Source organism: Saccharothrix xinjiangensis (genome assembly GCF_039527585.1).
GTDB lineage: Bacteria > Actinomycetota > Actinomycetes > Mycobacteriales > Pseudonocardiaceae > Actinosynnema > Actinosynnema xinjiangensis.
In genome coordinates, this window is record NZ_BAAAKE010000002.1 from 18975 (window position 1) to 40305 (window position 21331).

At 74.4% G+C, this 21331-nt stretch carries 18 protein-coding genes; 9 read left to right on the plus strand and 9 right to left on the minus strand.

Annotation, left to right across the window (positions count from 1 at the left end; all coding sequences use genetic code 11):
* Positions 1 to 98: 98 nt before the first annotated feature.
* Both ABD223_RS05350 and ABD223_RS05355 read left to right on the plus strand, forming a co-directional pair.
* Positions 99 to 1853, plus strand: a complete 1755-nt coding sequence (locus ABD223_RS05350) for an HSP90 family protein (protein WP_344034758.1) — start codon at positions 99 to 101, stop codon at positions 1851 to 1853.
* Positions 1850 to 4744 (plus strand): hypothetical protein, encoded by a 2895-nt coding sequence (locus tag ABD223_RS05355; protein ID WP_344034759.1) that lies wholly within the window; start codon positions 1850 to 1852, stop codon positions 4742 to 4744. The genes ABD223_RS05350 and ABD223_RS05355 overlap by 4 nt, the downstream gene beginning before the upstream one ends.
* Before the next feature lie 138 nt (positions 4745 to 4882).
* Here ABD223_RS05355 and ABD223_RS05360 read toward each other — a convergent pair whose 3' ends face one another.
* From ABD223_RS05360 to infC, 4 genes are all read right to left on the minus strand, one after another.
* A complete protein-coding gene (locus ABD223_RS05360; RefSeq protein ID WP_344035359.1) occupies positions 4883 to 5731 on the minus strand; it encodes a TrmH family RNA methyltransferase in 849 nt (282 codons plus the stop codon).
* Positions 5728 to 6117: a 50S ribosomal protein L20 gene (gene rplT / locus ABD223_RS05365; RefSeq protein WP_344034760.1), complete on the minus strand. Its 390-nt coding sequence runs from the start codon at positions 6115 to 6117 to the stop codon at positions 5728 to 5730. The genes ABD223_RS05360 and rplT overlap by 4 nt, the downstream gene beginning before the upstream one ends.
* Before the next feature lie 63 nt (positions 6118 to 6180).
* Positions 6181 to 6375 (minus strand): 50S ribosomal protein L35, encoded by a 195-nt coding sequence (gene rpmI, locus ABD223_RS05370; RefSeq protein ID WP_344034761.1) that lies wholly within the window; start codon positions 6373 to 6375, stop codon positions 6181 to 6183.
* 106 nt (positions 6376 to 6481) lie between these two features.
* On the minus strand, positions 6482 to 7093 hold the full coding sequence (gene infC, locus ABD223_RS05375; RefSeq protein ID WP_344034762.1) for a translation initiation factor IF-3: 612 nt from the start codon (positions 7091 to 7093) through the stop codon (positions 6482 to 6484).
* A 267-nt stretch (positions 7094 to 7360) separates the two neighbouring features.
* Between infC and ABD223_RS05380 the strand changes: the two genes are divergently transcribed.
* Positions 7361 to 7711, plus strand: coding sequence for a DUF1844 domain-containing protein (locus tag ABD223_RS05380; protein WP_344034763.1), 351 nt, complete (start codon positions 7361 to 7363; stop codon positions 7709 to 7711).
* 279 nt (positions 7712 to 7990) lie between these two features.
* Positions 7991 to 9517, plus strand: a complete 1527-nt coding sequence (locus tag ABD223_RS05385; protein ID WP_344034764.1) for a S8 family serine peptidase — start codon at positions 7991 to 7993, stop codon at positions 9515 to 9517.
* A 37-nt stretch (positions 9518 to 9554) separates the two neighbouring features.
* Here ABD223_RS05385 and ABD223_RS05390 read toward each other — a convergent pair whose 3' ends face one another.
* Entirely contained in the window at positions 9555 to 10151 is a 597-nt protein-coding gene (locus ABD223_RS05390; protein ID WP_344034765.1) for a hypothetical protein, read from the minus strand.
* A gap of 267 nt (positions 10152 to 10418) precedes the next feature.
* On the opposite strand from ABD223_RS05390, the gene ABD223_RS05395 reads away from it, so the two are divergent.
* Positions 10419 to 12683, plus strand: coding sequence for an ATP-binding protein (locus ABD223_RS05395; RefSeq protein WP_344034766.1), 2265 nt, complete (start codon positions 10419 to 10421; stop codon positions 12681 to 12683).
* Between the two features lie 154 nt (positions 12684 to 12837).
* On the plus strand, positions 12838 to 13830 hold the full coding sequence (locus ABD223_RS05400; protein ID WP_344034767.1) for a pentapeptide repeat-containing protein: 993 nt from the start codon (positions 12838 to 12840) through the stop codon (positions 13828 to 13830).
* Between the two features lie 3 nt (positions 13831 to 13833).
* On the opposite strand, the gene ABD223_RS05405 is transcribed toward ABD223_RS05400, so the two are convergent.
* From ABD223_RS05405 to ABD223_RS05415, 3 genes are read right to left on the minus strand one after another with little or no spacing between them, the layout of a single operon-like run.
* Positions 13834 to 14217 carry a RidA family protein gene (locus ABD223_RS05405; protein WP_344034768.1) on the minus strand — a complete coding sequence of 128 codons (384 nt, stop codon included), beginning with the start codon at positions 14215 to 14217 and terminating at the stop codon, positions 13834 to 13836.
* Between the two features lie 12 nt (positions 14218 to 14229).
* The gene (locus tag ABD223_RS05410) at positions 14230 to 14979 is read right to left on the minus strand and encodes an IclR family transcriptional regulator (RefSeq protein ID WP_344034769.1); all 750 of its coding nucleotides are present in this window, start codon (positions 14977 to 14979) and stop codon (positions 14230 to 14232) included.
* Complete coding sequence (locus ABD223_RS05415; protein ID WP_344034770.1) at positions 14976 to 15959, minus strand: sugar kinase; 984 nt, start codon at positions 15957 to 15959, stop codon at positions 14976 to 14978. Before ABD223_RS05415 ends, ABD223_RS05410 begins: the two co-directional genes overlap by 4 nt.
* Positions 15960 to 16055: 96 nt before the next feature.
* Between ABD223_RS05415 and ABD223_RS05420 the strand changes: the two genes are divergently transcribed.
* From ABD223_RS05420 to ABD223_RS05430, 3 genes are read left to right on the plus strand one after another with little or no spacing between them, the layout of a single operon-like run.
* A complete protein-coding gene (locus ABD223_RS05420; protein WP_344034771.1) occupies positions 16056 to 17339 on the plus strand; it encodes an amino acid deaminase in 1284 nt (427 codons plus the stop codon).
* A gap of 25 nt (positions 17340 to 17364) precedes the next feature.
* Positions 17365 to 18954 carry an N-acyl-D-amino-acid deacylase family protein gene (locus ABD223_RS05425; protein ID WP_344034772.1) on the plus strand — a complete coding sequence of 530 codons (1590 nt, stop codon included), beginning with the start codon at positions 17365 to 17367 and terminating at the stop codon, positions 18952 to 18954.
* Positions 18951 to 20345 (plus strand): GntP family permease, encoded by a 1395-nt coding sequence (locus ABD223_RS05430; protein ID WP_344034773.1) that lies wholly within the window; start codon positions 18951 to 18953, stop codon positions 20343 to 20345. The genes ABD223_RS05425 and ABD223_RS05430 overlap by 4 nt, the downstream gene beginning before the upstream one ends.
* 59 nt (positions 20346 to 20404) lie before the next feature.
* On the opposite strand, the gene ABD223_RS05435 is transcribed toward ABD223_RS05430, so the two are convergent.
* Positions 20405 to 21271: a hypothetical protein gene (locus tag ABD223_RS05435; RefSeq protein WP_344034774.1), complete on the minus strand. Its 867-nt coding sequence runs from the start codon at positions 21269 to 21271 to the stop codon at positions 20405 to 20407.
* Positions 21272 to 21331: the final 60 nt, after the last annotated feature.

A 21331-nucleotide genomic window follows, 5' to 3' on the forward strand; every position in this document is an offset into this window, starting at 1 on the left:
CACCGGCGAGCGATCAGCACAAAACCGGGTCACGAGCCGCCGCACCGACCCTAGAATCGTTCGTCCCACGTGATCCGACCCGAGGTGAACTCCACTCCATGTCCCACACCTTCGGTGTCGACCTGCGCGGGATCATCGACCTGCTCAGCCACCACCTCTACAGCGGTCCCCGCGTCTACGCGCGCGAGCTGCTCCAGAACGCGGTGGACGCCATCACCGCCCGCCGGGCGCTCCAGCCGGACGCGCCGGGCGAGGTGGTGATCGAGCCGATCGAGTCCGCCGGCGGCACCCTCCGCATCTCCGACACCGGCGTCGGCCTGACCGAGCGCGAAGTGCACGACCTGCTCTCCACGCTGGGCCGCACGTCCAAGCGCGACGACCTGGGCTTCGCCCGGCAGGGCTTCCTCGGCCAGTTCGGCGTGGGGCTGCTGTCCGCGTTCCTGGTCGCCGAGCGCATCAGCCTGACCAGCCGGTCGGCGCGCGGCGGGCCGGCGGTGCGCTGGACCGCCGACGCGACGGGCAACTACGACGTGGAGGTCGACGACTCCGCGCGCGCCGAGGTCGGCACCACCATCGAGCTGGTGCCGCACCGCGACGCCGAGCACTGGTTGGAGAAGGACGTCGTGCGCGCCCTGGTCGCGGAGTACGGCGAGCTGCTGCCGGTGACCGTGCGGGTCGACCACGAGGTCGTCACGCTCGGCGAGCTGCCGTGGCTCGACGACGCCCGGGCCTACGGCGAGCGCGTGCTGGGCGTGGCGCCGTTCGACGCGATCCCGGTCGAGGTGCCGGCGGTCGGCCTGCGCGGCGTCGCCTACGTGCTGCCGGGCGGCGTGCACCCCGGCGCGCGGCAGTCGCACCGCGTCTACCTCAAGCGGATGCTGGTCGGCGACGCCATCGAGGGCCTGCTGCCGGACTGGGCGTACTTCGTGCGCTGCGTGGTCGACTCCACGTCGCTGCGGCCCACCGCCAGCCGCGAGGCGCTCTACCAGGACGAGACGCTGCTCGCGGTGCGCGAGGAGCTGGGCCGCCAGGTCCGGGACTGGCTGGTCCGGCTGGACGCGACCAGCCCGGAGCGCACCCGGGCCCTGCTCGAAGCGCACCACCTGGGCATCAAGTCCCTGGCCAGGGCGGACGACGACATGCTGCGGCTGGTCGAGCGCTGGTTCCCGTTCGAGACCACCGACGGGCCGCAGTCGCTGCGCCAGTTCCGCCGCAGGCACGGCACGATCGCCTACGTGCCGGACGTGGACGAGTTCCGGCAGCTCGCCCCGGTCGCGCACGCCCAGGGCATGGGCCTGGTCGACGCCGGCTACGCCTACGACGTGGAGATCATGGAGCGGCTGGTCGCCCTGGACGGGCCGACCGCCGCCCGCCGGGTGGCGCCGAGCGAGGTGCTGGCCGCGCTCGACGACCCGGACCCCGAGCTGGAGCGCGCCTTGCTGGCGCGCCTCGACCAGGCCCGCGAGGTCCTGGAGCGGCACGACTGCGAGGCCGTGCCGCGCGACTTCGACCCCGGCTCGCTGCCCGCGCTGCTGGTCACCAACGCCGAGGCGGAGCGCAGGCGCGACGCCCAGCAGGCCGGCGAGGACGCCGACCCGCTGTGGGCGGAGCTGCTGGGCAGCCTGGTGGAGTCCGCGTCGGGCGCGGCGCAGCGGCTGGTGCTCAACTGCCGCAACCCGCTGGTGCGCAGGCTGACCCAGCTGACCGACCCGGCGCTGGTGGAGCTGACCGTCGAGTCGCTGTACGTGCACGCCCTGCTCCAGGCGCGGCGCCCGATGCGACCGAAGGACACCGCGGCGCTGAACCGCTCGTTCCTGGACCTGCTCGACCGCGCCGTTGGAGAGGACCGATGAACCCGGACAAGGGTGCCGCCGAGCGGCAGTTCGTCGAGGCGTACCACATGCCCGAGGGCATGCCCCGGCACGAGGCGCTGGAGCGCGCGGCCCGCGCCGCGGACGCCGTGGACCACCTGCCGCTGGGGGTGAGCTGCCGGATCGCCCTGATCCGCTCGGCCTACGACCTCGGCCGCTACGACCTGATGCTGGCGCCGTTCGCGTGGTGCGGCACGGCGGAGCAGCGCGACCCGACCGCGTTCGACGAGTGGGAGCTGCACAGCTTCGACTGGGCGCACAAGTGGATCGTGTCCGGCCTGGTCGCCGACCCGAGGTTCACCCTGGCGCAGATCAACTCGTTCGTCGACCAGCTCGCGTCGCGCTACCAGCGGCTCGGGTACTCGATGCAGCCCGTGCACGGCGCGCGCACCGAGCTGGCCTCGCACGTCGGCGACGACGCGGCGTACCGGGAGCACTTCGCGCGCTACCTGGCGACCGAGCGCGGCCCGATGAGCGACTGCGAGGCGTGCGTCGTCGAGGAGCAGGCCGGGCACCTGATCCGGCAGGGCCGCCACGCCGAGGCGGTCGCGCACGCCGAGCGCCAGCTGGAGCGGGACACCGGCTGCGCCACCCAGCCCCAGGGCATCCTCACCACGCTGGCGCCCGCGTTCGTCTCGCTGGGCGACCTGGAGCGGGCCCGCCAGGCGCACGTGGTGGCGCACCGGCTGGTGCGCGACGACCTGGTGAGCGGCTACCTGGACGACCACCTGGTGTTCTGCGCGACGACGGGCAACGTGCGGCGGGGCGTGGACCTGCTGCGCGGCCACCTGCACCGGGTGCACCACTCCACCAGCCCGTCGCGGGCCATGCACTTCGCCGCCGGCGCGGCGCTGCTGCTGAGCCGGGCGCCGGAGCACGAGGAGTTCGCCGTGCCCCGGGACGGGGGCGCCGAGGTGCTGACCACGCCCGGGCTGCGCGCCCTGCTGGAGGAGCGGGCGCTGGAGATCGCGGACCGGTTCGACCGGCGCAACGGCTCCGACGCGGTGAGCGGGCGCATCCGGGAGACCCTGGCGATGCCGGACTCGACGCCGGTGGAGCTGGTCGTGCCGGTGTCCGGGCCGCCGGTGTCCGCGCCCGTCGACGAGGAACCGGTCGAGCTGGGCGACCCGGTGGAGCTGGCGCGGCGGATGTGCGACGCGTTCGACCGGGGCGAGTTCACCACCGGGATGCGGCTGCTGCGGTCGCTGCCGCCGGACCTGGACCCGCTGCTGCCGGAGTCGCTGGGCGCGCTGGTGGCGGCGCGGCGGGCGATCGTCAGCGGCCACCTGCGCCCCAAGGAGGAGGTGCTGGTCGAGCTGGACGCGGCGGTGGACCGGCTGGTGGCGTGCGGCGAGCACGACCTGGCCAACCGGTACCGGGCGCGGAGCGCCGGGCTGCGCGCCGAGGAGGGTGGCGTCGAGGTGGCGCGCGCGTGCCTGGCCGAGGCGGACGCCGCCGGCACGCCGTACACGCGGGTGCTCACCAGGCTGCTGCTGGCCGACCTGCTGGTCGAGCTCGACGAGGACGAACTCGACGACGACGGGTTCGACGAGAGCGAGCTCGACGAAGCCGGGTTCGACGAGGAGGAGTTCGACCGGGTCACCGAGGACCGGGACCTGGACGAGGCGGACGGCGGTCCGGGCGCCCTCGTGGCCGAGGCGCTGGAGCTGGCGCTGGAGCGGGTGCCGGAGCTGGTGCTGCGGGCGCGGTGCGACCGGGCGCAGCACCTGGCGGCGTCCGGCGGGCTGGGCGAGGCGCAGGACGAGGTCACCGCCGTGCTGGCCGAGGACCCGCCGTCGTCCGTGCGGTTCGACGCGCTGCGGCTGCTGCTGAAGATCCAGACCGTACGGGGCGACGAGGCCGCGCTCGCGACGGGCACCCGGTTCGTCGAGGCGTTCGGCGCGCCGCGCGGGCCGTGGACCGCCGAGGCGCACCGGCAGCGGGTCGCCTCGATCCAGCGGCTCGACCTGGAGGGCGAGCACCTGGTGGAGCTGCGCGACGCGGTCGCCGCGGGCCACGAGCTGGGCGTGCCGGACGACGTGGCCAAGGCCTGCTACGCGCTGGCCGGCGGCTACCTGAAGTCCGGCCGGTTCGTGGAGGCCGCGGAGGCGTTGGAGGAAGCGGTCCGCGCGGTGGACACGGGCGAGGTGGACCCGGACGTGGTCGTGCCCATCCGCTACCGCCTGGGCCAGGTGTGCGCGCGGCTGGACGAGTCCGAGTCGGCGCGCCGCCACCTGGAGGCCGCGCTGGGCCTGGTCCAGCCGGACGAGCCGGGCCGGCGGGCGATGGTGCTGGACCAGCTGGCCGGCGTGCTGCGGCGGCTGGACCGCGGCCCGGAGGCCGCCTCGGCCTACCAGGGCGCGGCGACGGCGTGGCAGGAGGTCTCGGAGTTCGCCGAGGCCGCGGGCTCGCTGGTGGAGTCGGCGGCCGCGCTGCCCGACGAGGAGTCCGGCGAGTGCGCCGCGACGCTCACCGCCGCCGAAACCCTGCTGCCCCGGGTGGAGGACCCCGACCACCGCACGCACCTGACCGCGCGGATCGCCGCGATCCGCGCGTTCCTGCACAGCCAGGCGGGCGAGCACGCGGGAGCGATCGAGCAGAACGGCGTGGCCGAGGAACTGGCGGCGCGCCTGGGCGACGTCGACTGGCAGACGTTCCTGGTGGTGCGCGGCGCGCGCTTCCTGCTCCAGTCCGGCGACCCGGCCAACGCCGAGTCCGAGGTGCGCCGCGCGGGCGCCCTCGTCACCGACGACACGCCACCCCCGATCCTGGGCGACGCGGCCGCCGTCCTGGAGGAGTCCCTGCGCGCCCAGTCCAAACCCACCGCGGCCGACCCGCTCCTCCGGGCCCTGCACACCCGCCTGGACGCCTGACCCCCGGAACGCGCGAGTCGTACCCCCAGGACGCGCGAGTCGTACCTCCAAGACGCGCGAGTCGAACGCTCAGGACCACCGTGTCGAACGCTCAGGACCCCTGAGTTCACCGTTCGGGCACCCGCGCCCGACCGCCGATCAGGCGCGTTGGGCGCGGGCCGAGGCGTAGAGGCAGACGGCGGCCGCCGTGGCGAGGTTCAGGCTCTCCGCGCCGCCGTAGATCGGGACCTTCAGCGCGGCGTCGAGGCCGTCGACCACCTCGTCGGGCAGGCCGTGGGCCTCGCTGCCGAACACCCACGCCGTCGGCGCGGCCAGGTCACCGCGCAGGTCGGCGGTCACCAGGTCCTCCGGCGCGTACCCGTCGGCGGCGACCAGGCGCAGCCCCGCGTCGCGCAGGGCGGCGAAGGCCTCTTCCGCGTCCCGGGCCCGCGCGATCGGCAGGTGGAACACGCTGCCCGTGGACGCGCGCACGCACTTGCCGTTGTGCGGGTCGACCGCGTCCCCCGCGAAGATCACCGCGTCGGCGCCGGCGGCGTCCGCGACGCGCACCACCGTGCCCGCGTTGCCGGGGTCCGCCACGCCGTGCAGCACCGCCACCAACCGCACGTCGGAGCCCAGCGCCGCCCTCAGCGGCACGTCCACCGGCGAGCACACCGCGACGAGGCCCTGCGGGGTCACCGTCTCCGACAGCGCGGCGGCGGCCTTGTCCGTCACGGCGCTCACCGGCACCCCGGCGTCGACCGCGTCCCGCACCAGCGAGGGGTTGCGCGACGCCGCGACCTCCGTGGCGAACAGCTCGTGCACCCGGCCGCGCCCGGCGGCGGCCCAGGCCAGGGCCTCGCGCACCGCCTGCGCGCCCTCGGCGAGGAAGCGCTCCGCGCGGTCGCGGCCGGAACGCCTGGTCAACCGCTTAGCGGCAACGACCCGGGGAGTCCGTTCGGTGAACGGAGCATCCCCGGGTCGTGGTGCGCGGTCGTTCCCGCTCAGGCCTTGTCCTCGACCGGCGCGTTGACGTCGCCGGGCAGGGCGGCCTTGGCGGCCTCCACCAGCGCGGTGAACGCGCCCGCGTCGCTGACGGCCAGCTCGGCCAGGATCTTGCGGTCCACCTCGATGCCCGCGAGGCGCAGGCCCTGGATGAAGCGGTTGTAGGTCATGCCGTTGGCCCGGACACCCGCGTTGATGCGCTGGATCCACAGCTTCCGGAAGTCACCCTTGCGGGCGCGACGGTCCCGGTAGGCGTAGTTGAGCGAGTGGAGCACCTGCTCCTTGGCCTTGCGGTACAGCCTCGAACGCTGGCCGCGGTAGCCGCTGGCGAGCTCAAGGGTGGTACGGCGCTTCTTCTGGGCGTTCACGGCCCTTTTGACGCGTGCCACGGGTCCATCCTGTCGATCTCGTGGGGCCGGTGGGGGCCCCGGTGTTCACGGGCGGGGCGGGTGTCAGATGCCGAGCAGCTTCTTGATGCGCGACACGTCGTTCTTGGCGACGTCGGCCGTGCCGGAGAGGCGGCGCGTCAGCTTGCTGGACTTCTTCTCCAGCAGGTGGCGCTTGCCGGCCTTCTCGCGGATGAGCTTGCCGCTGCCGGTGACCTTCACGCGCTTGGAGGTCCCGCTGTGGCTCTTGTTCTTGGGCATGGTCAGTCGTCCTTGGGTCTCGTGCAGCCATCGGGGGTCGGGCGGCCGTGCTTGCTCCCGGGCCCCGCCGAGGGCCCGGGAGGTCACCGGCCCGAGGGCCGGTAGGTCACTCGTCGACAGAGTCCGCCGGGACGTCCTGGTCGTGCTGGCCGTCCTGCTTCACCGGGCGGGTCTTCGTGGTCTTGTGCGGGGCCAACACCATGATCATGTTGCGCCCGTCCTGCTTCGGGTTGGACTCGACGAACCCCAGCTCCGCGACGTCCTCCGCGAGCTTCTGGAGCAGTCGGTAGCCCAACTCCGGCCGGGACTGCTCACGGCCGCGGAACATGATGGTCACCTTGACCTTGTTCCCGTGCGACAGGAAGCGGGCCACGTGGCCCTTCTTCGTCAGGTAGTCGTGCGGGTCGATCTTCGGCCGGAGCTTCTGCTCCTTGATGACCGTCAGCTGCTGGTTGCGGCGGGACTCACGGGCCTTCTGCGCGCTCTCGTACTTGTACTTGCCGTAGTCCATGAGCTTGCAGACCGGCGGCCGAGCCTGCGCGGCGACCTCGACGAGGTCGAGATCCGATTCCTGGGCGAGTCGGAGCGCGTCCTCGATGCGAACGATCCCGACCTGCTCGCCGTTCGGCCCGACCAGTCGAACCTCGGGCACGCGGATGCGGTCGTTGATGCGCGGCTCGGTGCTCACGGGAGCACCGCGGTTCGAGGGACTTGTCATTCACGTCCTTTGTGACTCGTTGTGCGCCGAAGACAAGAGGCCCCACACCTGCCCGGTGTGAGGCCCGCTTCCTAACCGATCGCACAACGAAGGGCGCAGTCCACCCCTCGCAGGACCGGACCCGGCCACCTGCTCGAAGCGGCAGACTCGGGTGGGAGCGGGGCTCCACTTGCCGTCCCCACACGGGTGGGGACTGGTCGCTGGAAGATGATAGCAGACGGTCTTGTCAACCCCCGAACCGGCGAGCCCTCCGGCGAGGTTGCGAGAATGCTCCCCGTGACCGACCTGCCTCCTGACAACGTCCGCGAGCTGTCCGATGTTCCCAGCGTCGAAGTGATCAGCAAGGCCGCGGTCATGCTGCTGTCCTCGGCCGCCGAGCGCCTCGGGCTGGCCGACGAGGACCCCGCGTCGAGCCCGCGCCGCGACCTCGACGAAGCCCGCCGCCTGATCACCGCCCTGGCCGGCCTGGTCACCGCGTCCGCCGAGTACCTGGGGCCGCACGCCGCGCCCCTGCGCGACGGGCTCCAGTCGGTCCAGCGGGCGTTCCGCGAGGCCTCCGCCTACCCCGACGAGCCCGGCCAGGGGCCGGGCGAGAAGTACACGGGCCCCGTCTACTGACCTCCCCGCCGGCCGCCCGACCTCCCCGCCGGCCAACCCCCGGGAACTCACCCGATCGAGGTGGCCGGGGGTGGTTGGCGTGCGCGAACGGTGAACTCACCCGTCCTGAACGTTCGACACGGTGGTCCTGGGCGTTCGACTCGCGGTGTTCGGGCGGGGGCGCGGGAGGCCGAAGGTCGGTGGGGGAAAGGGGTGATGGAGGAGGGAGGCGGGTGAATAGGGTCGAGGGGTTCGCGCGAACTGCTTGCCTCTTACCCTGCTGGAGGGAGAACGGGTTCGATGGAAGAGTTCCGCGCGCCTTGGAACAGGTTGGTCGGTGTTGGCTCGGCTGCCGTGGCAGCGGTGGCGTTGGCCCTGGTCGCGCCGCCCGCGCAGGCCGCCGAAGGGGTGGTCAGGGATGCCGGTGCGCCCGGTGCCGTGGCCGGTAGTTACATCGTGGTGCTGAAAGACTCCATTGGAGTTGACGCGTTAGCAGAAAAGGTCGATGCGGAAGTCACGCATCGTTATGGCGCGGCATTGCACGGGTTCGCCGCGCGGATGAGCGAGAGGGCCGCGCGGGTGCTGGCGGCCGACCCGGCGGTCGACTACGTCGCGCAGGACCGGGAGGTGCGGTTGCTGGCGGACCAGCCGAACCCGCCGTCCTGGGGGCTGGACCGCGTGGACCAGCGCGACCTGCCGCTGAACCGGAACTACAGCTACACCACCACGGCGGGCAACGTGCACGCCTACATCGTCGACACCGGCATCCGCGCCACCCACTCGGACTTCGGCGGCCGGGCCAGCTTCGACGTCAACACCACCGGTGACGGCAACGACTCCGACTGCAACGGCCACGGCACGCACGTCGCCGGCACGGTCGGCGGCAACGCCCACGGCGTCGCCAAGGGCGTCCGGCTGCACGGCGTCAAGGTGCTGAACTGCGCGGGCTCCGGCAGCATCGCGGGCGTCGTGGCGGGCGTGGACTGGGTCACGGCGAACGCGCAGAAGCCGGCCGTGGCCAACATGAGCCTCGGCGGCGGCGCCAACGACACCCTGGACGCGGCCGTGCGCCGCTCCATCGCGTCCGGCGTGACCTACGCCGTCGCGTCGGGCAACTCCAACGCGAACGCGTGCTCCTTCTCCCCCGCCCGGGTCGCGGAGGCCATCACGGTCAACTCCGCGGACTCGTCCGACAACCGGGCGTCGTCCTCCAACTGGGGCACCTGCACCGACCTGTTCGCGCCGGGCGTCGGCATCACCTCCGCGTGGCACACCGGCGACACCGCCACCAACACCATCAGCGGCACGTCCATGGCGTCGCCGCACGCCGCGGGCGCCGCGGCGCTGCTGCTGGCCGGCTCGCCCGGCGCCACGCCGCAGGCGGTGCGGGACGCCCTGGTGGGCGCCGCGACGCCGAACAAGGTGCCCAACCCGGGCACGGGCTCGCCCAACCTGCTGCTCCACACCAACGCCGGCCCGCCGCCCCAGCCGGGTCGCGACACGCTGGTCCGCGGCGAGAGCCTCCAGGTCGGCGACAGCAGGACCTCGCAGGACGGCCGGCACACGCTGGTCATGCAGGGTGACGGCAACCTGGTCCTCTACACGGCCGGCGGCCAGGCGCTGTGGCACACCAACACGCACGGCACCGGCGCCACCAACGCGGTGCTCCAGCAGGACGGCAACTTCGTGGTCTACACGTCCGCGGGCGTGCCGAAGTGGCACTCCGGCACGCACGGCACGGCGGCCGACCGCCTGGTCGTGCAGGACGACTCCAACCTGGTCCTCTACGGGCCGTCGGGCCAGGTGTTCTGGCACCGGCTCGGGTGAGGGCCGGAGGGGTGACCGACCGGTGACGGGCGGCTGATCAGGGCCGGACGCCGCCCGCCCGGAGCAGGCGACCCGCCAGGGCCTCGACGACCTCGGGGTCCTGGCGGCGCCACCCCTCGGCCGGGTCGACCGGGAACGCCGCCAGGTCGGCGGGCGACAGGCCGTTCAGCGCGCGCAGGGCCAGCAGGTCGACCCGGCCCTGGTCGCGCAGCCGCCGCAGCGCCGCCGCCCGCCGGGCGAACCGCAGGCGCAGCGGCAGCCACGTGACCAGCAGGAACGCCACCGGCACGACGACCAGCGCGACGGTGAGCCACAGCGCGCCGGTCTCCACCGCCTCGACCTGGGTGGCGCCCGCCTCGGTCAGCGTGCCGCCCGCGTCGCGGCCCCGGTCCAGCGCCTCGCCCAGGCGACCGCCGACCAGCGGCACGTCGCGCGCGTTGGCCGCGGCCTCGCCGAAGGTGTCGCCCAGGTCCCGACCGGCGTCCACCAGCCGGTCGCCCGGCGCGCGCAGCTCGCGGACCGCGTCACCCGCCGCCAGCGCCACCACCACCCAGCACCACGCCCACGCCACGGCCAGCAGGTCGGCCACCACCTGCCGCGCCATCCGGGCGGGTTGGTCCGCGTACCACTTCATGCCGCAACGTCTTACCAGCCCGGTCCACCCCACCGGCGTGTCCTCCACTCCGGCACCGCGTGTCCTCCACTCCGGCACCGCGTGTCCTCCACTCCGGCACCGCGTGTCCTCCACTCGGGCACCCCATACCGCCTGGTCGGGCATCGTGCACCGCCCACACGGGCAGAGGGGCCAACTGGTTGCCCGGACGTGCTGTTGACAAGGCCACAGGGCGGGAGCCGCCCGTAGGACGATTAATGTCGTGGTGTGGGGACGACTTTCGGTGACTTGCTGCGAGCGCACAGGTTGCGGGTGAAGCTGACCCAGGAGGAGCTGGCCGAGGGGTCCGGGGTCAGCGTGCGGGCGATCAGCGACATGGAGCGCGGCCGGGCGAAGGGGCCGCAACGCCGCACGGTCGAGGCGCTGGCGGGCGTGCTCGCGCTGTCCGCGCCCGAGACGGGCGAGCTGCTCGACGCGGCCAAGGAGGGCCGCGTGCGCCGGCCGCCGGACGTCGCGCCGTCCGCGCTGCCGCCGGACCTCACCGACCTGACCGGGCGCGAGGAGGAGCTGGCCGCCCTCGCCGAGGTCGCCGACCAGGCGCGCACCACGTCCCTGGTGGTGGTGCACGGCCCGCCGGGCGCGGGGAAGACCACGCTGGCCGTGCACGCGGCCTACCGGTTCGCGCCGCGCTTCGAGGACGGGTGCTTCTTCTTCAACCTGCGCGGGATGGACGTGCGGCCGCTGCACCCGTCCGAGGTGGTGCACCGGATGCTGCTCGCGCTCGGCGTGGTCGAGAAGGAGGTGCCGGGCAGCGAGGCCGAGCGGTCCGACCTGTACCGGGCGCTGATGCGCGAGCGGTCCACGCTGCTGGTGCTGGACAACGCCTCCGACGAGGCCCAGGTGCGCCCGCTGCTGGCGACCGGCCGCTCCTCGGTGGTGCTGGTGACCTCGCGCCAGGTGCTCGGCGGCTTGGAGGCGAGCACCCGGCTCGGCCTCGACGTGCTGGACCCCGTGGCGTCGTTCCGGCTGCTCGGCGCGATCGCGGGCCAGGCGCGCGTCGGCGCGGAACCGGTGGCCGCGGCGCGGGTCGCGAAGCTGTGCGGGCACCTGCCGCTGGCGCTGCGCATCGCGGGCAACCGGCTCGCCAGCCGTCCGAAGTGGACGATCGGGCACCTGGCCGGGCAGCTGGTGGACGAGCGCCGCAGGCTGTCCGCGCTGACGGCGGGCGACCTGCGGGTGCGCACCGCGTTCGAGATGTCCTACCGGCAGCTCAGCGACAAGGCCGCGGTGCTGTTCCGCAGGCTGTCCCTGGCGCCCGGCGCGGACTTCGGGCCGGACCTGGCCGCGGTCCTGGCCGACGTGGACCGGTTCGCGGCCGAGGACACCCTGGAGGAACTGGTCGACATGAGCCTGCTGGACACCGCCGAGGTGCCCGGCCGGTACGTGTTCCACGACCTGATCCGGGTCTTCGCCGGCGAGCGGCTGGTCGACGAGGAGCCCGCGCCGGTGGTCGGCCAGGCCCGGCGGCGGGTGGTGGACTGGCTGCTGGGCACGGCGGTCGCGGCGGCCGGGTTCTTCGGGCCGGACGCGCGGACCACGCCGGTGGGCGCGCTGCACAACCAGGACGACGCCCACGCCTGGCTCGCCACCGAGGCGGCGAACTGGTTGGGCGCGCTGCGGTGGGCGCGGTCGGCGTCGCTGCACGACGAGGTGCTGCGGGTGGCCACGGCCATGCACTGGTACTCCGACCAGCGCGGCCGCGCCGAGACGTGGGAAGAGGTGTTCACCGCGGGCGTGGGGGCGGCGCGGGAGCTGGGCAGCGTGCGGGACGAGGCCGTGCAGCTGAACTTCCTGACCTGGACGCTGGCCGTGCTGATGCGCCGGTACGGCGACGCGCTGGCGCTGCACGACGAGGCGTGGCGCGCCGCGGTGGCGGCGGGCGACCTGCGGGAGCAGGGCTGGGCCGTGCACTACCTGACGGTGTCGCTGCTGCGGTCCGGCCGGCTGGAGGAGGCCCGGGTCTCCGCGCGGCGGGCGCAGGAGCTGTTCCGGCGGGCGGGGTACCCGCTGGGCGAGCACATCTCGCTGTCCTCCCTGGCCCTGGTGCTGCACGAGCTGGAGAGCTACGAGGACGCGGTGCTGGTGCACCGGGAGCTGCTGGGCCGGGTGCGGTCCGGTGAGCTGGACCTGGCGCCGGTGATGGCGATCGAGATGGCCGGGACGCTGCTGGTGCGGCAGGCGGACAGCCTGGAGCGGCTCAGCCGCTGGCCCGAGGTGCTGGCGGCGGCGGACGACGCGCTGGGCGCGTCGTCCGCCCCACCGACCCGGTGCGGCGCGCACCACCTGCGCGGGCTCGCCCTGCACCGGCTCGGCGACCCCGCGGCGGCGAGGTCCGAGCTGACCCTCGCGGTCCAGCTGGCCGAGTTCCACCACGACCGCAGGCTCCCGGCGGTGCTGGACGCGCTGGCCGACGTGCACGACGCCCTGGGCGACCCGGTCGCGGCTGGGGAGTTTCGCGACCGGGCCGCCGAGGTGCGGTCATCCGATCGGTGATGCGTTCCTCGCCATCGCCGGGTCCTCCCGTGCCGTGCTCTTGGGTGTGCCGCAAGTCAACCGCCCGGCGGCGCCCCGGCGCCACGCAGAACAACCGGCAGAAGTACGCGATGTCGCCCATTCGAGACGGCGGGGGTGCCGGCACCCTGCTCACGTGACGAAACCGGACTGGTCACCCAGGGCGCGGCGCAGAGCGCGGATCGATCGGCGGAGGCGGTTCGCGCGCCTGGGGCTGCTGGCGCTGGCGGCCGCGGCGTCGCTCGTCGCGGTGGTGCCGGCCCTGACCACCGCGCTGGCGCTGCTGACCGCGGACCTGATCCGCTACATGACCCCGATCCCGTGGTTCGACCACCACGTCGCGGTGGCCTCGGTGTGGTGCGCGGTCGCGGCCGTGCCGCTGTGGCTGGTGTCGAGGCGCTTCCGGTCCCGGCCGCGCGAGCGGGCGGGCTGGGGGGCCATGTCGACGGCCGAGCGCGCGTCCCTGATCACCTCGCTGACCGCGGTGGTGGCGCTGGTGTTCGCCGGGATGTCGTTGCAGGCGACCCGCGACCAGGTCCGGCTGGCGGCCAAGGGCCAGTTGAGCGACCGCTACGCCAAGGCGGTCGAGCAGCTGGCGTCGGACCGGGTGGAGGTGCGCATCAGCGGCGCCCTGTCGCTGGAGCGGATCGCGCTGGACTCCGCGGACCTGGACTCGGACGAGGGGCGCGACGCGTTCGACCTGCTCGCGGCGTTCCTGCGGACGAAGGCGCCGCGGCCCGCGACCGGGCCGTGCGAACCCTCGGGTGACACGCGCGTGGTGGCGGAGGTGCTCGCCCGGATGAGCGCCCGGCGCGGCGGCGCCGACGTGGACCTGCGGGGCGCCTGCCTGCGCGGCACCGAGTGGGACGGCGCCGAGCTGGACGGCGTCGACCTGCGCGAGGCGGACCTGGGCGGCGCCCGGCTCGTCGGCGCGCGCCTGGTGGAGGCGAAGCTGGCGGGCGCGGACCTCACCGGGGCGGACCTGCGGCGGGCGAGCCTCGCGAACGCCGACCTGACGGGGGCCGACCTGCGGCACACCGACCTGTCCGACGCGGTGCTCACCGGCGCGGACCTGGGCGGGGCTCGGCTGGAGCACGCGAAGCTGCCGCCGAACGCCCCGCCCCACTGACCGCTAGCCGACCACCGCGAGCGCGTCGATCTCGACCAGCAGCCCCTCGGGCAGCCCCACGTACACCGTGGTGCGCGCCGGGAACGGCTGCTCGGTCACGACCTTGCCGTACGCCTCGTTCATCTCGGCGAAGTGGGCGGTGTCGGTCAGGTAGACCCGCAGCATCACCACGTCCGCGAGGGAGGCGCCGCCCGCCTCCAGCACGGCGACCACGTTGCGCAGCGCCTGCTCGGTCTGCTCCGCCACGGTGGCGCCGACGATCGAGCCGTCGGCCGGGTCGAACGCGACCTGACCGGCCACCTGGAGGATGCCCCCCTTGCGGACGCCCTGGGAGAAGGCGGCCACCGGGGTGGGCGCCGAGTCGGTCCGGATTTCGGCCTTGGACATGCGTTTCCTCTCTCAGTCGCGCGGCGACCAGCCGCACTCGACAGACGCCGCCCGCGCGGTCGCGAGCAGGTCGGGCAGGTGGCCGAGCAGGCCGTCGAAGTCCAGCAGCACCTTGGGCACGGACATCGACACGGCCGCCACGACCTCGTCGCGCGCCCCGCGCACGGGGGCGGCGATGCAGTGGATGAAGTCCTCGTGCTCGGCGTTGTCCACGGCGTAGCCGGCCGCGCGCACGCGCTCCAGCTCGGCCAGGTAGGCCTCCGGCGAGGAGATGGTGTTCGCGGTCAGCGGCACGTAGTCGATGCCGGCGGCGACCTCGCGGCGGCGCGGCTCGGGCAGGTCGGACAGCAGCACCTTGGCCACCGCGGTGCAGTGCAGCGGCGCGCGGCGGCCGATGCGCGAGTACATGCGCATCGGGTGGGTGCTGTCGTACTTGTCGATGTAGATGACCTCGCCGTCCTCATAGGACGCGAGGTGGACGGTGTAGCCGGTGCGGGCGTTCAGCTCGCGCAGCGCGGTTTCGGCGCTGCGGCGCACGTCCCGCTCCTCCAGCGCCCGGTTCGCCAGGTCGAACAGCGCGGTGCCCAGCCGGTAGTGGTGCACGCCGTCGCGCTGCACGAACCGGTGGGACTCCAGCGTGCGCAGCAGCCTGAGGGCGGTCGACTTGTGGACCTCGATCACGCCGGACAGCTCCTCCAGCGTCTTGGGCCCGGTCGCCAACTGGCCGACCAGGGTCAGCGCCCGGTCCAGGCTCTGGCTCATCGACGTCTCCTCAGGTGTGCGGCGGCCCAGGTGCGCGCGTCCGCGCCCAGCAGCGGCGCGGTCACGCTCGCCGGGAGCGGTTCGCCGACATCCTCCCTGGTGAGCAGGGCGGCGGCGGCCTGGAGGTGCCCGGCGCGCAACCGGCGCGCGGGCTCCTCCCCCGCCAGGTGCGCGGCGAGGTACCCGGCGGCGAACGCGTCGCCCGCGCCGACGGGTTCGACCACCTCCACCCGCAGCCCCTCCTGGAACGTCGACGCGCCGCCCTCCACCGCGGTCGCGCCCCGCTCGCCGTGCTTGACCACCAGCGTCGCCGGGTCCGGCAGCAGCGCCCGCAGCTCGTCCGGGTCGCCGGTGCCCCACACGGCCTGCGCCTCGTCGGAGCCGACCAGCACGACGTCGGCCGCGTTGGCCAGCTCGCGCAGCACGGACGGGTCCCGGTCGCGCCACAGCGCGGGCCGCCAGTTCAGGTCGAACGACACGCGCGCCGCCCGCGGCCGGGCCAGCACCGCCCGCAGCAGCGCCAGGCAGCTGTCGGACAGCGCCGCGGTGATGCCGGTGACGTGCACCAGCGCCACGTCGCCCAGGTCCAGCCCGTCCAGCACCTCCGGCCCCATCGCGGAGGCCGCCGACCCGCGCCGGTAGTAGCGCACGCGGCTGCCGCCCGCGTCGGCCTCCTTGACGTACAGGCCGGTCGGCCGGTCGGGGTCGACCCGCACGGCGGTGACGTCCACGCCCGCGCCGCCCACCGCGTCGAGCACCGCGCCGCCGAACGCGTCGTCGCCGACCGCGCCGACCCACCGGCTGCGCACGCCCAGCCGGGCGAGGTGGACGGCCACGTTGGACTCGGCGCCGCCGATCGCCCGCAGCCACGTGCCCACCGCGCGCGGCGGTCCGGGCTCGGCGGGCACCAGCACCGCCATGGTCTCGCCCAGGCACACCACGCCGCCAGGCCGCTCGGCCCCCGCTGGTTCGAACCGCATCCGCGCTCCTCCTGAAGGTCTGACGGTCACGCTCGATTGACGGGGCGGCGAGCGAATGTTACACACGTCAGCATCACATCGCGCAATAGCCGTTGCATGGGATGCAACGTGAGGAGCGAGCACGTGGACCTCGACGCTGTGGCCGCCATCCGCCGGGAACGGGTGGACTGGCGGTTCAAGGGCCTGCCCGCCGACGTGTTCGGCGCCACGGTCGGCGAGGTGGCCGACCGCCGCCTCGACCTGTTCGCCGACGGGTTCGTCGGCCCCCTGGTGGTGCTGGACGCCGCCGCGCTGGAGCACAACCTGGTCACCATGGAGCGCTGGTGCGCCGAGCGCGGCGTGCTGCTCGCGCCGCACGGCAAGACCACCATGGCCCCGCAGCTGTTCGCGCGCCAGTTGGCGCACGGCGCGTGGGGCGTCACCGCGGCCAACACCAGCCAGCTCCGCGTCTACCGGGCGTTCGGCGTGCGGCGGGTGCTGCTGGCCAACCAGCTGGTCGACCCGGCCGGGCTGCGGTGGCTGGCGGGCGAGCTGGCGGCGGACCCGGACTTCGAGTTCGCCTGTTGGGTGGATTCCGTCGCGGCGGTCGACCGGATGACCGAGGCGCTGGGCACGCCGGAGCGGCCGGTGGACGTGCTGGTCGAGCTGGGCGCGCCCGGCGGCCGGACCGGCGCCCGCGACCAGGCCACCGCGGTGGCCGTGGCCCGCGCGGCGCTGGCGAGCCCGGCGCTGCGGCTGGCCGGCGTCGGCGGGTACGAGGGCGCGCTGGCGCACGACGCCGCGGTCGAGTCGCTGTCCGCCGTGGACCGGTACCTGGACGACCTGCGGGCGTTGGCGATCGGGATCGCCGACCTGTTCGAAGTGGACGAACCGATCGTCACCGCCGGCGGCAGCGCGTACTTCGACCAGGTGGCCGTGAAGATCACCGGGGAGTGGCCCTTCCCGGTGCGGCCGGTGCTGCGCAGCGGCGCGTACATCACCCACGACGACGGCTTCTACCGCGGCATCTCCCCGCTGGGCCGCACCCCCGGCGCGGAGCCGTTCCGCAGCGCGCTGCGGGCGTGGGCCCAGGTCACCTCGCACCCCCAGGAGGACCTGGCGCTGCTGACGCTGGGCAAGCGGGACGCGTCGTTCGACGAGGGCCTGCCCGAGCCGCAGGTGGTGCGCGGCCGCGACGGGGTCGAGCGGCCCCTCGACGCCGAGGTCACCGCGCTCAACGACCAGCACGCGTTCCTGGCGCTGCGCCGCGGCGAGGACGTCGAGGTCGGCGACTGGGTCGCCCTGGGCCTGTCCCACCCGTGCACGGTGTTCGACAAGTGGCAGCTCATCCCGGTGGTCGAGGGCACCACCGTGGTGGACCTGGTGCGCACCTACTTCTAGTTTCCGGCTCGGGAAGGGCGGCGGCGTGGACATCGTCTTCAGGGGCGCGCGGGTCGTGGACGGCACCGGCGCGCCCGCCTACCAGGCGGACGTGGGCGTGCGTGACGGGCGGATCGCCGAGATCGGCGCGAACCTCGGCGGGAAGCGGGTGGTCGAGGCCGACGGCCGCGTGCTCGCGCCCGGGTTCATCGACATGCACTCGCACTCGGACGTCCAGGTGCTGGCCGAGCCCGAGCACCTGGCCAAGGTCACCCAGGGCGTGACCACGGAGGTCCTGGGCCAGGACGGGCTGTCCTACGCGCCCGTCGACGACGACGTGCTGGCCGCGATGCGCGCCCAGCTGGCCGGGTGGAACGACGACCCGCCCGGGTTCGACTGGGACTGGCGCTCGGTCGGCGAGTACCTCGACCGCCTGGACCGGGGCATCGCGGTCAACGCCGCCTACCTCGTGCCCCAGGGCACGCTGCGGGTGCTGTGCGTGGGCTACGACGACCGGCCCGCCACGCCGGCCGAGCTGGACCGGATGCGCGAGGTGCTGGCGACGTCGCTGCGCGAGGGCGCGATGGGCATGTCGTCCGGCCTGACCTACACGCCCGGCATGTACGCCGACGCCGCGGAGCTGACCGAGCTGTGCCGCGTCGTCGGCGAGCTGGGCGGCTTCTACAGCCCGCACCACCGCAGCTACGGCGCCGGCGCGCTGGAGGCGTACGCGGAGATGCTGCGCGTGTCCCGGGACTCCGGCTGCCCGCTGCACCTGGCGCACGCCACGATGAACTTCGAGGTCAACCGGGGTCGGGCGGCCGAGCTGCTGGCGCTGCTGGACGAGGCGGCGGCGGCCGGCGCGGACATCACCCTGGACACCTACCCGTACCTGCCGGGCGCGACCTACCTGTCCGCGCTGCTGCCCAGCTGGGCGGGCGAGGGCGGCCCGGACGCCACGCTGGCCCGCCTCGGCGACCCGGCGACCCGGGAGCGGATCCGCGCGGAGATCGAGGACACCGGCTCCGACGGCTGCCACGGCGTGCCGGTGGACTGGGACGCGATCGAGGTCAACGGCGTGCGCCGGGCGGAGAACGCGCACCTGGTCGGCCTGTCCGTGGCCGAGGCGGCGCGGCGCGCCGGCCGGCCGCCCGCCGAGCTGTACTTCGACGTGTTGGTCGCCGAGCGCCTGGGTACCTCGTGCCTCATGCACGTGGGCCACGAGGACAACGTCCGGGCGATCATGCGGCACCCCGGGCACACCGGCGGCAGCGACGGGCTGCTGGTCGGGGACCGCCCGCACCCCCGCGCCTGGGGCACCTTCCCCCGCTACCTCGGCCGGTACGTGCGCGAGCTGGGCGTGCTGGGCCTGGAGGAGTGCGTGCACCACCTGACCGGGCGCGCCGCGCGCCGGCTGCGGCTGGCCGACCGCGGTCTGGTGCGCGAGGGCCACGCCGCCGACCTCGTGCTGTTCGACCCGGACACCGTCGCCGACACGGCGACCTTCGACGAGCCCCGGCAGGCCGCCGCGGGCATCACCCACGTCGTCGTCAACGGGGTGCCCGTGGTCGACGAGGGCGGGCGGACCGACGCCCTGCCCGGCAGGTCACTGCGAAACCCCCGGAGCCGTGCATGATCGACTGGTTGCAGCACTCGACGGCCGGGCTGCTGACGCTGTCCGCGCTGAGCATCGCCCTCCTGCTGGCGATGATCATCAGGTGGAAGGTCGAGCCCTTCATCGCCCTGATCATCGCCGGCCTGCTGGTGGCGCTGGCCGCGGGCGTGCCGGTGGAGACCCTGGTCGGCTCGGCGCAGAAGGCGTCGGAATCCCTGCTGGAGAAGGGGTTCGGCGGCATCCTCGGGCACGTCGCGGCGATCATCGGCCTCGGCACGCTGCTGGGCGCGGTCCTGGAGGCGTCCGGCGGGGCCGAGGTGCTGACGCGGTCGCTGCTGCGCGCGTTCGGCGAGAAGCGGGCGCCGCTGGCGATGGGCCTGGCCGGCCTGATCTTCGGCGTGCCGGTGTTCTTCGACATCGGCATCTTCGTGCTGGCGCCGCTGGTGTACGTGGCCGCCAAGCGCAGCGGCCGGTCGATCGTGCTCTACGCGATGCCGCTGCTGGCCGGCCTGTCGGTGATGCACGCGTTCATGCCGCCGCACCCCGGGCCGGTCGCCGCGGCGGGGATGCTGGGCGTCGAGCTGGGCTGGATCATCGTCATGGCGCTGGCCGTGGCGATCCCGTCGTGGTTCGTCGGCGGCGTGCTGTTCTCGGCGTGGATGGGCAAGCGCCTGCACGTGCCGGTGCCCGAGGAGATGCTGGCCGCGGCCGAGGAGGCGCGCGGCGACCAGGTCAAGGGCGAGCCGCCGCTGGGGCTGGTGCTGGGCATCATCGCGGTGCCGCTGGTGCTGATCCTGCTGGGCACGTTCGGCAGCATCCTGCTGGCCAAGGGCTCGGTGCTGTACGGCGTGTTCACGTTCTTCGGCACGCCCGCCGTGGCGCTGACCATCTCGGTGCTGCTGGCGTTCTGGCTGCTCGGCTTCCGCCGGGGCATGACGCGCGAGCAGGTCACCGAGCTGTCCGGCGCGTCGCTGCGACCGGTGGCGATGATCCTGCTGGTGGTCGGCGCGGGCGGGTTCTTCGGCGCGGTGCTCGCCGCGACCGGCGTGGGCACCGTGCTCGCCACGTCGCTGACCGACGTCGGGCTGCCGGTGATCGCGCTGGCGTACGTGATCAGCTGCGGCCTGCGGATCGCGCAGGGCTCGGCGACCGTGGCGATCGTGACCACGACCGGCATCGTGGTGCCCGTGGTGGAGGGGCTGGACTACTCGCAGCCGCAGCTGGCGCTGGTGGTCATGGCGATCGCGGCGGGCTCGATCATCGCCTCCCACGTCAACGACGGCGGGTTCTGGATCGTGTCCCGGTACTTCGGCCTGTCGGTGAAGGAGACCCTCCGGACGTGGACCGTGCTGGAGACGATCCTGTCGGTGGTGGGCTTCGTGGTGGCCGCGCTGCTCAGCCTGGTGGTGTGACGGCCGGGGCGCCCCGCACGGCGGCCGGGGCGCCCCGAACCGGCCCTCACCCCCGGCCCTCACCCCCCGGCGCGGCCGCCGTCCGGCGCGGCGGCGAACCACGTGCCGCCCACGCCGTGGCCCTTCGCCTCGCCGCACAGCCGGTCGCCGGCGAACCGGTACAGCGGCCACCCCGCGGCGGTCACCTGGAGCTCGCCGTCCGCGCGCGTGGTCGTGCCGACCAGCGCCCGGTCCACGCCCTGCACCTCGAAGCCACCCGGCTCCACCAGCAGCGGCGGCCACTGCTCGGCGCACCCGCCCTCGCAGGTGGACCGGGACGGGTCGGGCGAGTCCTCGTCGAAGCGGTAGAGGGTCATGCCCCCCGCGTCGGTCAGCACGGTGCCCAGGTCGCCGACCGAGGCGGTGGTCAGCGCGAGGCCGGACGCCGGCGCCACCGCCTTCTTCCCGTCCGGCGCGGCGGCGAACCACGTGCCGTCCGCGCCCTGGCCGCCGGCCTGGCCGGGCGCGGTGTCCCCGGCGAAGCGGTAGACCGGCCAGCCGCCGACGGTGATCTGCCTGGCGCCGTCGGCGCGGACGATCGTCGAGACCAGCTCGGGGGCCACGCCCTGAGCCCGCACGGCCTCCGCGTCCGCGGCCGCGGGCACCCAGCTCTCCGTGCAGGGCCCCTCGCAGGTGGACGCCGGTGGCCGTGCGGTGTCCCCGTCGAACCGGTACAGCGTCAAGCCCTCGCCGTCCGACAGCACCGCGCCCAGGCCGGGCACCACGGCGGTGGTCAGCTCCGGGTCCAGCGCCTCGCCGCCGGAGGCGGACCGCGGCGCGGCCACCTCCCGCGGCAGCGGCGTGCCCGCCCGTTCGACCGTGCCGCACGCCCCGAGCAGGACGAGTCCGACGAGAGCGGCGCCGAGGGCCGCGTGGTGGCGCGTCATGGTGGACCTCCCCTTGGTAGTCCCCGTGGTGATCGCCGTGCGACCTCGACACGGACGGGG